Below are 16,563 nucleotides of genomic sequence, written 5' to 3' on the forward strand. Positions count from 1 at the left end.
TCAGTATCCGATCGTGAGAAGGAGGCCGCGCTGCGGCTCGATGGCTATGGCTTGGCCGGGCACGTAGCTCGCGGCAGATTGGAAGCCGGCGATGGTGGGGGCCTTGATGATTCTGGTGGCGGCAGCATCGTCGTCGAAAATCAGCGTCACTTGTTCAGTGTCCGCGGCCCAGGAGGCCAGCGCTACAACCATTCCTTGCTCCGTGAGCCACGTGGTGGCCAGAACGTCCGGGTGACTTGTCTTTACGGGGGCCTGCGGGTCCCAAAACCCTTGCATATGCCCGTGCTCCAACCCGGTTTGGGCCCAGAACTCCCAGAGCGGGCGGTTGTCCACGGCAGGTGCCCGGCCTGTCATCCCGAACACCATGCCACGCCATGGGTTGCCACCGCCTTCCAGCATCTCGCCCATGAGGCCGAAGGGAATGCCGGAGAGCTCCACCAGCCAATAGTCGGGATCGGTGGTGTTGTAGTCGAAGTACTCCCCCAGCCATAGCCTGTCCACATACGGCAAGTGCTCCATGTACAGATTGGCGGAGGACGCGTAACCGTCGTGCGCAGTGAACTGGTTTGCTGAATGGAGGTCAATCTCAGGGCCGTCTACACCACGGGTTATGCAGGCCCGCTCCAGGACCTTGCGGACCCGCTGCATGGCGTGGCGGTCATAGGCGATGTCATCCAGGTAGATGCCGTCAATCCCGTCCTTCCCGCCGGCCAGTTCCTGAAGGCTCCGCACGTAGAAGTTCTCCCACCGCGATTCGCCGGTTGTCACCACGGCGATGTCCTCTACATTGGGTGCAAACCACGCTGAAACGTAGCCGCTGCCGGCATGTTCCTGCAGCCACATGTGGCCTGCCCCTGGTCCGTCGCTGAAGACTTCGTGGTCCAGGTGCAGCAACGGCAGCAGCTCAGGGCTATGGAACGTGAGCTCGCGGACCGTGTTGTAAACCTTGGCTTTGAGCCCGTGCTGATGGCACTGGGCCACGTACTTCCGCAGCGAGTCCTGGGTCAGCAAGGGATCATTGATATAGGGCGCCGGCGCCGTGGCGTGATGAACGTTGACCACGGTGGCACCAGCGGCCTTAGTGTCCGCAGGGTTTTCAGGAGCGTGGAAGTACCGTTTTCCAAGGTGTTTGCCGGGATCGATCGGCTTGAACGGTGTCAGCAGCAGGCGGAAATCGAAGTCCAATGGCTCATCCGCCCTTAGGGTCCGGGCACCACTGAAGGCACGCAGCGTGGCTGTGTCCTCCGATGTCCGCAACGCGACACCGCCCCGGACTCCGCAATCACCGCCGGCCTGCTGGCGGTTGGCCCACGATCCCGGTTCCACCAACGGCTTCTCCCGGTAGAAGTTGGTGTTGAGCGGCCGTTCATAGCTGCCATCACGTAAGGAAAGCTGGACGCCTACATTAACACTCCCCAGCCACAACGCATCCTGGTTCTTCGTCGCCACGTCCCAAGTCCAGTCGATGGTGTCCGGCCGTCTTCCACCCGGGATGCCCAACCCCATGGCCAGCGGAACCGAAGCCTCATGGAGCGCCAGCTGCAGGCCGACGTCGTTCACCTCCAAGGTCCCCACCGGGCTGAGCCGCAGCGAGTACGAAACTGCCCCATCGGCGTCGAGAACGCCGTTCAGCTCCAGCGTCAGCGCCGCCTTGCCGTCCTTGCGACCTGTCCAGGCGCAGCGCCACGACATCCGCGCCGGGCCGTCCTCAGTGAAAACTAGCTGACCGTGCGTCCAATCAATTCCCTCAACGTCCAGCCGCATGGGAGCACTGAAAAGCTCGACGACGGGACCATCCGTTGCGGTCACCGCGGTGGTAAACGTTGACGTCACCTGCGCCGGAAGTCCGGACTCCGTCAGCTGCAAGGACCTGCCCAGAATCCCCAACGTCCTGCTCGTTTCGTCCAAAGTGATGGCCGTATATGGCCTAACGAGCTCCGCGTCCTGAGCCACTCGCGAATCCAGCCAGGCCAGGCGCCGAAGGGAACGTGCATCTCCGAAACCGCCCGCAAGGAGTGCCGGATCTGTTTCCGCGGCCACATCAAGCCTGACCACGATCTCCCGTGGTGGCTCCCCCGCTGCATGGATAGTCACCATGGCGGAGTGCGTGGTTCCCGCAGCTGCCTCAGGGATGGGAAGGACCACCAGCAAAGCCCGTACAGTGCCGGCAGGAATGTTGAGGGCTCTGTGCCATGGCTTGCCCAGCCTGTCCACGCCATCGGTGTTGATGCAGCGCCCGCTGGTACCTTCTCCTCCCGTTGAGTCTCCTCCCGTTGGCTCTTCCCCGGCTGATGGGGTGACCTGAACTGTCACGCCGTTGAGATCCTTCTGCGCATACAGTCCCAACTGGACCACATAGTCCTCGCCAGCCTGTGCAGTGCCGTGGAAAGCCTCCGAGGGCCCGTTGATCACCCAGTGCGCCGGTAGGTCATGCCGCATGGAGATGGGATTCAGGCGGTCCTCGGGAAACACCAGTAGGGCTTCTCCCGCGTGGAGTGCCCGGAACCGCTCCAGTTCGTCTGCGCGGGCGGTGAAGTTCATGGGTGCGAACGAGTCCCGTCCGCTTGCCGCCTCATATCGGAGGACTTTGGCGGTGGGCAGCGCAGCTTGCGCCCCGCTTGCCCAGGCGGAACGTCCGACGGCGGCGGCCCAGGCCGGATCTGCGGCAGGACGACGCGGGAGGTACTGCGCCTGGGGATAGTGGGCTTTCCCCAGCATGGCGTACGGCAGGTAGAAGACGAAGTAGATGCCAGGGCCCTCTGTGGCTTCGAAGACAACCGTTCCGGACTCGCGGGTGGCCTCTTCCACCATCACGTTCCGGACCCTGATGCCGGTCTTCTCCGAGACGACCATGACATCAACCGTTGCGGGGTCCTTGTCCTGCCGCCGCCACGGGATGACAGCCCTGTGGGCCGCACCAATCCCGCCGCCCCTTCCGCTGAGCCCCGCTTCAGCCACATCCAGGACTTCCACAACGAATCGGTGATTGCCGTAGAGCAGTTTGTCCCACGCGCCGATGCCACAATCCACCTCCGGGTGGGCTGTCACTGAACCGATTCTGCTGGGATTTGGCGGGGTGATGAGGGCCGGTGAAACCGGCGCGGGCAGCGGCATCGCTGAGACTCCTGAAGGTAGCTTCCGGGGTTTTTCACCTGTTTGGTGAATCCTTACATCATCCCGGCGTTCCGTGGAGTCGTAAAGGGTTATTGCGATGCGCGATCACTGCAATTCCCGCCCCCGAATACTGGCCATGACGCTGCCAGGGCATTATGACGGTGCTAGTTGGAGGCGGCCAGGTGCTACTTGGAGGCAGCCAGGTTCAGTGCGTTGACTTTCGCCCTCGCCGCCCGGACGACGTCGCGGTTGGTAACTGTGTAAGCCGTGGGATCGCTGCCGTCCTGCGCACCGAGGGAGACCGCCCCATCGGCGAGGGTGGAGACCGTCTTCTTGGCCGAAAGGTGGACCGCAGCAAGGCCTGCCCTGTGCATCGCAGGGATGTCGTCAAGGGTTAGTCCTCCCCCGGCCATGATCTGCAGTGCACTCCCGGCACGTTCTGCCATGGTGGTCAACGTGGACAGCCCGGCCCCCGCGGTGGCCTCGTGGCCCGAGGTCAGGATCCGCGTGAAGCCAAGTTCCATCAGCTGTTCAAGAGCGGCCACGGGGTCTCGTGACTGGTCTATGGCCCTGTGAAAGGTCAACTCTGCTTCCGGGTTGGCTTCCTTGGCGGAATCCACGAGGCGCTGGATCGCGTGAACGTCTACGTCTCCGGACGCGGTGAGCGCCCCGACCACCACCCCGTGGGCACCCTGAGCCAGCAGATGGCGGATCTCGTGGACCATGGTGTCTACGTCGGACGCAGAGTACCGGAAGTCGCCGGGCCTGGAGCGGATCAGTGGATGGATCGCCAGACGGCCGTCAACGTGCTCCATGCTGGCTTCCATGAGTCCTTGGCTTGGCGTGACGCCACCAAGTTCCAGGCTGCTGCACAGTTCGATGCGGTCGGCTCCCTCGGCGGCTGCCGTGCCTGCACCCGCGGCACTCACCACGGCAATTTCAAGTTTCATGGTGAAACTCTACGTGGAATTTTTGTACAGCTGATGCCCCTAAGACGGCCCTTTGAGGGCATCAGCTGTACAAAAAATCGTCAGCCCTGGTACTTCTGCAGCTTTTCCTTTTGCTCCGGCGTGAGCCTTAGGACCCGTCCTGTGGCCTCGGCGACGAAAGCCAGGTGAGTAGTTGCTTTCACGCAGTCTTCCCGCGTGACAGGATCTTTGATGACGTAATGGAGATCGAAGCTGGCGCCTTTGATGGCCCCCACCCAGATCTCCACCACAGCCGGGATGTTGCGGTAATCCAAAGTCCGGACGTACCGGACTTTGTGCTCCACAACCAGGGTCATGGTGCCTTCCTCGACGTCATTGAACAGGGCCGCCGGGGGCTTTACGCCCGGAAGGCCCGCTCCGCGAGGGGGCCCGAAGGCTGCGATACGGGCTTCCTCCAGCATCCGCACAATCTGGACGTTGTTGATGTGGCCGTAGGCGTCCATGTCACCCCAGCGCATGGGTACGAGGACCTCTATGCGGCGGGGTGCCATGGACTCCTTCAGTGTTTCCGTGCTCAGCTGTGCACCGCCGTCGAGTCGTCCACAGCGGTCTCTTCCTCACCAGCGAACTGGGACATGTACAACCGGTAGTAGGCCCCCTGCAGTGTGAGCAGGTGGGCATGGTTGCCCTGCTCCACGATCTTGCCGTTCTCCATCACCAAAATGGTGTCGGCGTCGCGGATAGTGGACAGGCGGTGGGCGATCACGAAGCTCGTCCGGTCCGTCCGAAGGGCAGCCATGGCCTTTTGCAGCAACAGCTCCGTACGGGTGTCCACGGAGCTTGTAGCTTCGTCCAGGATCAGCAGCGACGGATCTGAAACGAAGGCACGGGCGATGGTGATGAGCTGCTTTTCACCGGCGCTGACGTTGTTGCCTTCTTCGTCGATGATCGTCTGGTAACCGTCCGGGAGGGCACGCACAAAGCGGTCCACGTAGGTTGCCTTGGCCGCTTCCATGATCTGGTCCTCGGTGGCGTCCAGCTTGCCGTACTTGATGTTGTCGTAGATGGTCCCGCCAAACAGCCAGGCATCCTGCAACACCATGCCCACCTTGGACCGCAGTTCTGCGCGGCTAAGGTCCTTGATGTCCACGCCATCCAAGGTGATCCGGCCTGCGTTGAGCTCGTAGAAACGCATCACCAGGTTCACCAGCGTGGTCTTCCCGGCCCCGGTGGGGCCCACAATCGCCACGGTATGGCCAGGTTCGGCAGCAAAGGACAGGTCCTCAATGAGCGGTTTGTCTTCTACATAGCTGAACGAGACGTGCTCGAACTCAACATGGCCGTCGGTCTTGGCGGGCAGATTGCGGGTCCCGGTCTCTTCAACTTCTTCCTCGGCATCAAGGAACTCGAAGACGCGCTCTGCCGAGGCAACACCGGACTGCAGCATGTTGGCCATGCCGGCAATCTGGCCCAGCGGCTGGGTGAATTCACGTGAGTACTGAATGAAGGCGGTGGCATCGCCCAGGCTCATGGAGCCTGAGGCAACGCGCAAGCCACCCACCACGGCAATGCCGACGTAGGACAGGTAGGACACGAAGTTCATGGCCGGGAAGATCACGCCGGACACGAACTGCGCACCAAAGGAGGCCTTGTAGAGTTCCTCGTTCTTCTCGTCGAAACGCTTCAGCATGTCGGCATCGCGACCGAAGACCTTCACGAGGTCGTGTCCGGAGAAGGACTCCTCGATCTGGCCGTTCAGTGCGCCGGTGTTCTTCCACTGTGCTGCGAAGAGCTTCTGGCTGCGCGCACCAATGACGCCCGCCACAATGCCGGACAACGGCAGGGCGATCAGGGCAATGAGCGCCAATTCCCAGGAGACGATGAACATCATCACCGTGATGCCCAGGACTGTGAGCACTGAGCTGACCAGTTGGGAGAACGCCTGCTGGAGGCCCTGCTGGACGTTGTCGACGTCGTTGGTCACGCGGGACAGGATGTCGCCGCGCTGGCGGGTGTCGAAGTAGTTCAGCGGGAGCCGGTTGAGCTTTGCCTGAACGTCGTTGCGCAGCTTCTTAATGACCCGCATGACGATCCTGTTGAGCAACCAACCCTGGGCCCACAGGAAGATGTTGGCCACAAAGTACATCAGGAGCACGATCGAAATCAGGAACGTCAGCTTGGGGAAGTCAATCCCGTTGGTGAGCTCCATCTTGGAGACCATGTCCGCAAAGTTGCCTTGGCCTTGCTGGCGCATGAGCTCAACGAACTGCTCCTGCGAGACCCCCTCCGGGATCTGCCGGCCCACAACGCCACCGAAGATGACGTCCATGGCACTACCCAGGACCTTCGGAGCAATCACATTGAGGACTACCGAGACAATGACGAGCCCGATCACGATGTACACGCCAACGGCCTCGGGCTTCAGCAGGCCCATGAGTCGCTTGGCGGACGGCCAGAACTCTTTGGCCTTCTTTGCCGGGACGTCGCCGAACATACCGCCATCAGCTTCGGAGGGGACGTATTCTTCTTCAACAAAGTCGTCGTCATCGAGCACTTCGGTGGCTACCTCAGCTTCGGCTGTTGCCTTGGCATCCTTGGCGGCTTGAGCCTTGGCAGCCCAGCCACGCTTCTTCTGCTGGTCCTGCTCGGTCATGCCACTTCCTCCACGCTCAGCTGGGATTCAACGATTTCCTGGTAGGTGGGTGAGGTCTCCAGCAGTTCGTCGTGCGTTCCGCGGTCAACAATCCTTCCGTTATCCAGCACAAGGATCTCGTCCGCGTCCGCGATGGTAGAGACGCGCTGGGCCACGATAATGACTGTGGAATCCCGGGTCTTGGCCTTCAAGGCTTTGCGCAGACGGGCGTCGGTAGCAACATCGAGCGCGGAGAACGAATCATCAAACAGGTACACATTCGGTTTGGTAACCAACGCCCTGGCAATGGATAGCCTCTGGCGCTGGCCACCGGAGACGTTGGTACCGCCTTGGGCGATGCGCCGGTTCAAACCGGATGACTTTTCTTCCACGAAGCCCTTGGCCTGGGCCGTTTCCAACGCTTCCCACAGCTCTTCGTCCGTGGCGTCAGGCTTGCCGAAACGAAGGTTGTGCTCGATTGTTCCTGAGAACAAGTACGGCTTCTGCGGCACCGCAGATACGCGGCTAGTGATCTCCGATGCGTCCATCTTCGTGACGGGCACACCGTCCAGCAGGACGTCACCGGATGCGACGTCGTAAAGCCGCGGCAGCAGCGAGACCAAGGTGGTTTTGCCGGCACCCGTGGAGCCGATGATGGCCAGGGTCTTGCCCGGCTCAGCAGTGAAGGAAATGTTGCTCAGCACCGGAGCCTCGGCACCGGGGTACTTGAAGGTGACGTCCCGGAACTCCACACGTCCCTTCTTCTCAGCAGGCACTACCGGCGAGCTGGGGTTGTGGATGGAAGGCTCGACGTCCAGTACCTCACCTATGCGGTCTGCACAGACGGATGCGCGGGGAATCATCATGGCCATGAACGTGCCCATCATGACAGCCATCAGGATCTGCAGCAGGTACTGGAGGAAGGCCGTGAGCGCACCCACCTGCATCTCCCCGGAATCCACCCGCTGGCCGCCAAACCACAGCACGGCGGCCGTGGACAGGTGCAGGATCATGCCGATGGCCGGGAACATCAGGACGAACAGGTTGCCGATCTTTACCGACACTGCAGTGAGGTCATCATTGGCGTCCCCGAAGCGCCTGGCCTCGTGGGGCTCGCGAACAAAGGCCCGGACCACGCGAATACCGATGATCTGTTCGCGCAGTACGCCATTGATGGCGTCGATCTTGGTCTGCATGGAACGGAACAGCGGCATGAGACGGACTACAAGGTAGCCCACCACGGCCACCAGGACAGGAACGGAGACCCAGACCAACCAGGAAAGGCTAAGGTCCTCACGGAGCGCCATGATGATGCCGCCCACACACATGATGGGGGTTGAGACCATGAAGTTCAGGCCCATGAGCACCAGCATCTGTACCTGCTGGACATCGTTGGTACCGCGGGTAATCAGCGTGGGAGCACCGAAAGTGTTGACGTCCTGGGCTGAGAAGCTACTGACCTGCCGGAAGACGCTGCGGCGCAGGTCCCTGCCAATGGCCATTGCAACGCGGGACCCGAAGTACACAGCGATGATGGCAGTGACCACTTGTCCCAGGGCGACAGCGAGCATGAGGGCACCGGTCTGCCAGATGAAGTCGGTGTCTCCGCGGGAAACTCCCTCATCAATAATTCTGGCGTTGAGGCTGGGGAGGTACAGCGTAGCGATGGTGGATGCGAGCTGAAAAATCAGCACGGCCACGATCTGCGGCAAATACGGCTTGGAGTAGCGCCGTATAAGGGTGACAAGCATGCCCACGGGTCCTTAGAAAGAGTGCGTGAAAGAGGTAAGAGAAGTGTGGCAGCCGGGGCTGACAGTATTAGCCTCCCTACTCTACGAAATCCGTTGCCCCGGCGAAACATCTTTCGGAAAAGATCATCCCAGCGGAGTATCTGCCGGGTGACGGATGCTCCCGCTGCCGCAAGACCGGCAGTCGGGGCAAACAAGAAAGCGCCGGCTGGTTTCCCAGCCGGCGCTCCCAATCCCGCCCTCGTTGGCCGTTTCCCCGCACTCCATCAGGAGCCCCGGCCTGGATCCCCGGACAGGGCCGGGACCCCAGTGAGTTAGCCTGCGTGCTTGCCGTGGTCCGAACGGGCTTCGACGCCTTGGAGGAGCAGCAACGCCATGCGCTCCTGCTGCCTGCGCTCACGCTTGAGTTCTTTGCGGATCGCTGCAAGCTCTTCCGCGGTGTGGGCTTGCTGCTCGGCAATGGTCTGCTGCTCCCGCAACCGGGCCTGCAGCTCCACGTTGGCACGGCTCAGCTGAAGCTGTTGTTCCGCCAGGACGTACTGGGTACGGGACAACTGCTCCTGGACTTCCTTCACATCAGCGGTGCCGTGAGGCCGTTCCTGCGTGAGGATCCGAGCGAACTCGAGGTCAAGATCGGTTCCGGACTCCGGGTTCGGAACCTGACGGTCCCCTACCGGAACCTGACGGTCCGCCCCTACCTGACGTCCGCCCACCGAAACCGCAGGATGGGCACTTGGGCGGCGGGCGCCGTCGTCGGACGCTTTCACTGCGTCCATGGACGCCGTGTCCAGTGACATTCCGGCGTCCCCTGAAGCCGTGGCAACCAGTTCTTTCTCAGGAGCTGCATCCACGGTGCGTCGCAGTGGACGCTCCTTGATGAACAGCACGGCGAGGAGGGCAACGACGCTGATGATCGCGGAGATCAGGAAGATTTGAGCAGTCGCGTCACCGTAGGCAGCGCGCATGATGTCCGCGATGGGGGCAGGCATGTCAGCCAGGTCCATGCTCGCTCCGGACGCGCCACCCTGGGCAGGGATCCCTGCGGCAGTCATGCCCTCAACAGCGAGTTCCTTCACGTGGTTGGACATGATGGCACCGAGAACGGATACGCCGATTGCGCCACCAACCGAGCGGAAGAACGCCACGGAGGCACTCGCGGTTCCGATGTCCTTGGCCTGGACGGTGTTCTGAACAGCGAGGACCAGGTTCTGCATCAGCATGCCCAGGCCGAGCCCGAACACACCGGTGTAGATCGCCACTATCCACAGTTCAGTGGTGTGGTCCATGGTTCCGGCGAATGCGAGACCGCCAATGAGGAGGACGGAGCCTGCAATCAGGAACCTCTTCCACTTACCGAAGCGGCTGATCAGGATGCCCGAAGCGACCGAACCAATAAGGTTTCCGGCGATCATGGGCAGCGTCAGCAGCCCTGCCTCGGTGGGTGTGGCGCCGCGGGCAACCTGGAAGTACTGACCCAGGAAGGTTGAGGAACCGAACATGGCGATGCCAACCGCAACGGAGGCAACAATGGCCAGGGCCGTGGTGCGCTCGGAGATGATCTTGAGGGGGATGATGGGCTGGGCCACCTTGGTTTCCACGAACACGAGCACAGCCAGAAGAGCTACGCCGCCACCCACCATGAGGGCGGACTGCCAGGAGAACCAGTCGTAGTAGTCGGGGTTGCCGGCGAAGGAAACCCAGATCAGCAACAGGCTGACGCCGGAGGTCAGCAGGATGGAACCGAGCCAGTCGATCTTGGCGGGACGCTTGATGTGCTCGATTTTCAGCGTCACCTGCAGCAGTATGAGCGCGACGACGGCCAGCGGCACGCAGACGAAGAACGTCCAGCGCCAGCCCAACGGGCTGTCAACGATGAAGCCACCCAACAGCGGTCCGCCAGCAGTGCCAACGGCCATGACGGCGCCCATGTAACCGGAGTATTTACCGCGGTCGCGCGGCGGAATCATGGAGCCGATGATTGCCTGGGCCAAGGCTGTGAGGCCACCCATGGCCACGCCTTGGATGACGCGGGCGGTGAGCAGCAGCGGAATGGTTTCGGAGAGTCCAGCCATTACTGAGCCGGCCACAAAGATGATGATGCTCAGCTGGACCAGGAGCTTCTTGTCGAAAAGGTCCGCGAGCTTGCCCCAGATGGGTGTGGTTGCAGCATTGGCCAGCAACGCTGCCGTGATGACCCAGGCGAAGTCGGTTTGGGTGCCCTTGAGCTCGGACATGATGGTGGGCAATGCGTTGGCAACAATAGTGCTGCTGAGGATTGCGGTGAAGAAGGCGGCGAGGAGGCCGGTGAGGGCTTCCATGATCTGCCGGTGCGTCATGGGCGCTGCGGCTTTGCTGGCCGCGGGGCTGGCTGAGGCGTCCACCGCCTTGGTGTTCTGAACTGCTGGTGTGGCCATGGTGGCTCCTAAGCTGTCTGGTTGGTTGTGATGGAGCCGGCCGCCGTTGCCCGGATTGAGTCCTTGAGTGACTCGGTGAGTTTGTTGATGACCTGGGAGGCCTCGAGGGCGTCAGCCTCGCTCCAATCCGCCAGGTAATCGCGCAGTCTCACGCTGCGTTGTTCTTCGAATTCGCGCAGTTTCGCGGAGCCTTCCTCCGTCAGGGCAAGCAGTTGGGCCCTGCCGTCCGCGGGATCGGGCCGCCTGACCACGAAGCCCAGTTCCTCGAGTTCGGTGACGTGCCGGCTCAGGACCGGTGCACTGACACCGAGCCGCGTGGCCAGATGCGTAGCGCGGGTCTCCCCCTCGCCAATGAATCGCATCACCCCTTGAACAGCCATTCCGACGTCGGGAACACGCGCCATGTGGGCGGTCACCACACAGCGCAGTGTGCGCTGGAGGTCGAAGATTTGATGCACAAGATCGGTTGCTGTGGCGGAACCGACGGACATGGAAACACCCCTCTTTTGCTTGCCTAAAGCAACTATAACTCAGATTGATTGCTTTGGGAAACTAAAGATGCGTTTCGGTTCTGTTGCGGGGCCCGCTCTGCACCTTATTTCGCGGGAATTGGGTGCAGAGTGGGCCTCGCAACGCAGAAACCCCCGCACGAGGTTCCGTGCGGGGGCTTTCTGCGTTTACTACGGTCTACTTAGTCATCCAAATGCGTGGGGCCGAACATCTTCAGCAGGGTCTCAACCACGACGACGTTGGGTCCGTCCGCTGCGAAGGACGCCTTGAGCGCGTCCCCCACTTCCTCCGGAGCAACCCGGCGCGCCGGGACGCCGAAGGACTCAGCAAGTTTTACGAAGTCCGGGCGGGCGAGCTCGGTGGCGGTGGCTTGGCCAAAGGCGCCCACCATGTACTCACGCAGGATGCCGTAGCCGCCGTCGTCCACAATCAACCAGGTGACCGGGACATTGTGCTGCTTGGCGGTGGCGAGCTCGGAGATGGAGTACATGGAGGATCCGTCACCGGAAACGGCCAGCACCCTGCTCGGCTTCCCGGTGGTCTCCAGTCCCACGGCACCGCCGATGGCCGCAGGGAAGCCGTAGCCCAAGCCGCCGGCGCCCTGGGCGGAGTGGAACTGGCCCTGCCGGGCGTCCCAGCAGCTCCAGCCCCAGTACGCGGAGATGGTCATGTCCCAGAACGTCTGCATGTCCGCCGGAACAGCCTCGCGAATGTCGGCCATGAACTTCAGTTCCTTGGCCAGATCCTGTGACTCCAGGCGGGCCTTGACCTTGGCCAGGGATTCCTTGACCACGTCTTCGGGGCTGCTGCCGTGCCAGTCACGCTTCACGGCGTCCGCGGCACCGGCAGCTGCGAGGGCTTCGTCCAAGGCTGCGAGTGCTTGGCCCGCGTCGGCGCGGATGCCAAGGCCCGGCCGGTTGGATTCTAGGACCCGGGGTTCGGCGTCGATCTGGATGATCCGGCCGCGTGGTTCGAACGTGAAGTAGTTCGAGGTCACTTCACCCAGGGAGGAGCCGATCACGATCAGCACATCGGCGTCTTCCAGGACGTCGGTCATATACCGGTCCTCGATCCACGACTGTAAGGACAGCTCGTGGGACCACGGGAACGCGCCGTTGCCGCCCGGGGTGCAAATGACCGGAGCCCGTAATTGCTCGGCGATCGAGAGCAACGACTTCTCGGCCCGGCCACGACGCGTGCCGCCTCCCGCGATGATCGCCGGACGTTCCGCCGTCGAAAGCCACTTCACGGCCTCGCGGATCAATTCAACACGCGGCGGGTTGTCGAATGCCTCGGCGAGGGCGTCCTCCACCGGCGGCACCATGATCGGGTCCAGCAGAACGTTCTGCGGAATTTCGATCCACACAGGGCCCTGCGGTGAGGAGATCGCTTCGGTCCACGCGTCCTGGATGGCCGAGGGGATGCCCGAGGCGTGCTGGATCAGTCGCTGGCTCTTGGTGACGTTCGCGGCCGAGGCCTTCTGGTCATCGAGCTGGTGCAACATGCCCTTGCGGCGGGCACCCAGGCCATCGAGCGGAATCTGGCTGGCCACAACCACCATGGGAACACCCGTGGCATAGGCCTCCTGCAAACCGGCCAGGGACGTCAGCGCACCGGGCCCGGTGGACAGGAACAGCACACCCACCTCGCCGGTGGCACGTGAATACCCGTCGGCTGCGAAGGCCGAGTTGTTCTCCACACGGGAGGAAACGAAGTGCAGGTTGCCGCGGCCCATCGCGTCAAAAAGACCCAGAGCATGCTGGCCCGGGATACCGAAGACGGTCTTCGCGCCCAGCGCTTCAAGGGTCTCGACGACGAGGTCCCCACCGTTGCGCTGGTTGGTTCCCTTGGTGGGGGCTGCTGTGCCCGGATCGAAATCGATCATCGCTGGTCTCCGGTTGCTCCGGTTGCCTGCGCGAGTTCCGCGATACGGGCGCCGAGGGCCTGCTGCGCGTAGCCGTTGGGGGCACCTTGGCGGTCACCTTCCACTGCATTGTCCGCCATGAGGGTCACGAGCTCGTAGGCTACGTGGCTGCCTGCAACACCGGTAATTTCTGCGTGGTCGTAGGCCGGAGCAACTTCAACGATGTCCGCACCAACGAGGTTCATGCCCCGGAAACCACGGATGATTTCCAGGAGCTCGCGGCTGGTGATGCCGCCGGCTTCAGGAGTGCCGGTGCCTGGCGCGTGAGCCGGATCAAGAACGTCAATGTCCACGGAGATGTATAGCGGACGGTTGCCGATGCGGTCGCGGATCTTAGCCACGGTCTCCAGGACGCCCTGGTAGTAGACGTCTGCGGAGGTGACGATACCGAAGCCGAAGCGGTGGTCGTCGTCGAGGTCCTTCTTGCCATACAGCGGACCGCGGGTACCGACGTGGCTGATGGCCTCGGTGTCAAGGATGCCCTCTTCCACGGCCCGACGGAACGGGGTGCCGTGCGTGTACTCGGCGCCAAAGTAGGTATCCCAGGTGTCCAGGTGCGCATCGAAGTGGAGCATCGCGATGGGCTCACCGGCACGCTCAGCGGCTGCCCTCAACAGAGGCAGGGCAATGGTGTGGTCGCCACCGAGAGTGACCAGCTTGCTGCCGTTGGCCGTGAGGTCCAAGGCGTTCTGCTGGATGGTCTCGATGGCCTCGTTGATGTTGAACGGGTTCACGGCCATGTCGCCGGCGTCGGCAACCTGGATGTTCTCGAACGGGCTGACGTCCCATGCCGGGTTGTAGGGACGGAGCAGGCGGCTGGCTTCACGCACGTGGTTGGCACCGAAGCGCGCGCCAGGGCGGTAGGAAACGCCGGAGTCGAAGGGGACGCCAACAACGGTGACGTCAGCCTTGGAGACCTGGTCCAGGCGGGGCAGGCGGGCATAGGTAGCGGCACCGGCGTAGCGCGGGATGCGGGATGAATCGATGGGGCCGAGGTTCCCGTTGGCCTCAATGCGGAGCTCTTCCAAAATGCCTCTCCTTCGAGATAAGTCAGCGTCTGTGACACCCATCATACACTCAAAGTTGTCTAATAAGCATCACATGTTTACAAATTGGCTTATCGGGCGTGCGTCATGAGATGCCCGTCACAGCGGGCGTTAAGATTCCATAAAAACCGGGGTCCCGGCGTCGAACGCGGCCATACGCTCCTAGCGGAAGCAGCACACTGCTGCACGAAAGGACACCGTGACCACCCTGTCGAGGCCTCCGGCCGATCCGGCCAACCGGCCAAAGAACTCCTTCAAGCTCAAGCCATGGCTACTGGAAGGAATGCCGGATACCTCAGGGAAGCGACAGGGACCCCACGGTCGCCCCTCGGACTCGCACAAGCCCCAAGCCTGGTGGAAAGTCATGTGCCTCACGGGCCTGGACTACTTCTCCACCCTCGGCTACCAGCCAGCCATCGCCGCCCTGGCCGCCGGCCTGCTGTCCCCGCTGGCCACCCTGCTCCTGGTGCTCGCAACCCTGGCCGGCGCCCTCCCCGTATACCGGCGCGTTGCGAAGGAAAGCCCCCGCGGCGAAGGATCCATCGCCATGCTGGAGCGCCTGCTACCGCGATGGGGAGGCAAGCTGTTCGTCCTGGCCCTCCTTGGTTTTGCTGCGACCGACTTCATGATCACCATCACGCTGTCCGCCGCCGACGCCACAGCCCACCTCATCGAGAACCCCTTCGCGCCGCATTTCCTCGAAGGCCAGCAAGTAGTCATCACCTTGGCTTTGATCGCCGGCCTGGGCATCGTCTTCCTCCGCGGATTCAAAGAAGCCATCAACGTGGCCGTGGTGCTGGTGGCAGCATTCCTCGCGCTGAACCTTGTGGTGATCGTGGTGTCCATGACTCATCTCTTTACCGAAGCCGGCGTCATAACCGACTGGTGGAGTGCGCTCACCACGTCCCATGGCGACCCCATCATGATGATCGCCCTGGCACTTCTGGTCTTCCCCCGCCTGGCACTTGGGCTCTCCGGATTCGAAACCGGAGTTGCCGTCATGCCTCAAATCAAGGGCCACGCAACAGACACCGATGCCAAGCCCACTGGCCGGATCAAGGGTGCGCACAAGCTCCTCACCACCGCGGCCATCATCATGAGCTCATTCCTCATCACCTCCAGCTTCACCACCGTCATGCTGATCCCCGCCGCCGAATTCCAGGACGGCGGTAAAGCCGAAGGCCGCGCTCTCGCTTATCTGGCGCACAAATTCCTAGGAGACGGATTCGGAACCGTCTATGACGTGAGCACCATCGCCATCCTCTGGTTCGCAGGCGCGTCAGCCATGGCCGGGCTCTTGAACCTCGTCCCCCGTTACCTGCCCCGCTATGGCATGGCGCCGGCATGGGCACGCGCCCTCCGCCCGCTGGTCCTGGTGTTCACCGTCATCGCCTTCTTTGTCACCATCATCTTCAAGGCGGACGTCAACGCCCAAGGTGGCGCCTACGCCACTGGTGTGCTGGTCCTGATAACCTCGGCCTCCATTGCCGTCACACTGTCTGCACGGCGGAAGAAGCAGCGGGCACAGGTCATCGGCTTTGGTCTGATCTCCCTCGTCTTCGTCTACACCACCGTAGTCAACTCGATCGAGCGCCCCGACGGCTTGAAGATCGCCGCCCTCTTCATTCTGGGCATCATGGTAGTTAGCTTCATATCCCGCATGCGGCGCGCGTTCGAACTTCGGGCCACTCACATCAAGATGGACGAGAAAGCCCTCGAATTCACGGCCAACGCCGCCGAAGGTCCCGTCCGCATCATCGCCCACGAACCCAAACACCTCAGCGCAAGCCGATACAGGGAGAAGCTCCAGCACGCCCAGCAGGCAAGTCACCTGCCCGTTGACTGCGACGCCGTCTTCATTGAGGTCATTGTGGACGACAGCTCCGACTTTGAGCAGGAGCTCCAAGTGGTGGGCAAGGTCCGGCACGGGTTCAAGATCCTGGAGGTGCACAGCAACAACGTGCCCAACACCGTGGCCGCAGTACTCCTCCACATCCGCGACGTCACAGGATTCATGCCCCATATCTACTTCCGCTGGACCGAGGGCAATCCGATCTCCAACCTCAGCAAGTTCCTGTTCTTCGGCGAAGGAGAGATCGCCCCGGTAACCCGCGAGGTACTTCGGGAGGCCGAGCCTGACATCACCCGACGCCCGTGGGTGCACGTGGGCTAGCCCCGGTTCCGCGCGTTCCTCCCCGGTTGGTCCCCTCGCAGGCCGCGCTCCTCCCCGGTTGGTCCCCTCGCAG

The 16,563-nt window shown here is 62.3% G+C and carries 10 protein-coding genes; 1 reads left to right on the forward strand and 9 read right to left on the reverse strand.

Translation table 11 applies throughout. The features are described 5' to 3' along the window. The 9 genes from EU811_RS19965 to speB all read right to left on the reverse strand — a co-directional run bounded on the left by EU811_RS19965 (position 1) and on the right by speB (position 14,299). Positions 1-3,114, reverse strand: a complete 3,114-nt coding sequence (locus EU811_RS19965) for a glycoside hydrolase domain-containing protein (protein WP_142940044.1) — start codon at positions 3,112-3,114, stop codon at positions 1-3. A 185-nt stretch (positions 3,115-3,299) separates the two neighbouring features. After that, a complete protein-coding gene (locus tag EU811_RS19970; RefSeq protein ID WP_142940045.1) occupies positions 3,300-4,064 on the reverse strand; it encodes a copper homeostasis protein CutC in 765 nt (254 codons plus the stop codon). Positions 4,065-4,144: 80 nt separating this feature from the next. Beyond that, positions 4,145-4,561 (reverse strand): acyl-CoA thioesterase, encoded by a 417-nt coding sequence (locus EU811_RS19975; protein WP_142940068.1) that lies wholly within the window; start codon positions 4,559-4,561, stop codon positions 4,145-4,147. Between the two features lie 56 nt (positions 4,562-4,617). Next, positions 4,618-6,696 (reverse strand): ABC transporter ATP-binding protein, encoded by a 2,079-nt coding sequence (locus EU811_RS19980; protein WP_142940046.1) that lies wholly within the window; start codon positions 6,694-6,696, stop codon positions 4,618-4,620. Further along, positions 6,693-8,426, reverse strand: coding sequence for an ABC transporter ATP-binding protein (locus tag EU811_RS19985; RefSeq protein ID WP_142940047.1), 1,734 nt, complete (start codon positions 8,424-8,426; stop codon positions 6,693-6,695). Before EU811_RS19985 ends, EU811_RS19980 begins: the two co-directional genes overlap by 4 nt. Before the next feature lie 311 nt (positions 8,427-8,737). Continuing rightward, positions 8,738-10,837 (reverse strand): MDR family MFS transporter, encoded by a 2,100-nt coding sequence (locus EU811_RS19990; protein WP_142940048.1) that lies wholly within the window; start codon positions 10,835-10,837, stop codon positions 8,738-8,740. 8 nt (positions 10,838-10,845) lie between these two features. Continuing rightward, positions 10,846-11,328 (reverse strand): MarR family winged helix-turn-helix transcriptional regulator, encoded by a 483-nt coding sequence (locus EU811_RS19995; protein ID WP_142940049.1) that lies wholly within the window; start codon positions 11,326-11,328, stop codon positions 10,846-10,848. A 200-nt stretch (positions 11,329-11,528) separates the two neighbouring features. Then, on the reverse strand, positions 11,529-13,232 hold the full coding sequence (locus EU811_RS20000) for a thiamine pyrophosphate-binding protein (protein WP_142940050.1): 1,704 nt from the start codon (positions 13,230-13,232) through the stop codon (positions 11,529-11,531). Next, positions 13,229-14,299 (reverse strand): agmatinase, encoded by a 1,071-nt coding sequence (speB, locus tag EU811_RS20005; RefSeq protein ID WP_142940051.1) that lies wholly within the window; start codon positions 14,297-14,299, stop codon positions 13,229-13,231. Before speB ends, EU811_RS20000 begins: the two co-directional genes overlap by 4 nt. Positions 14,300-14,516: 217 nt before the next feature. Between speB and EU811_RS20010 the strand changes: the two genes are divergently transcribed. Beyond that, the gene (locus EU811_RS20010; RefSeq protein ID WP_142940052.1) at positions 14,517-16,490 is read left to right on the forward strand and encodes an APC family permease; all 1,974 of its coding nucleotides are present in this window, start codon (positions 14,517-14,519) and stop codon (positions 16,488-16,490) included. The last annotated feature ends 73 nt before the right edge of the window (positions 16,491-16,563 follow it).

Origin of the sequence: Arthrobacter sp. TS-15 (genome assembly GCF_006964045.1) — a bacterium.
Lineage (GTDB): Bacteria > Actinomycetota > Actinomycetes > Actinomycetales > Micrococcaceae > Arthrobacter.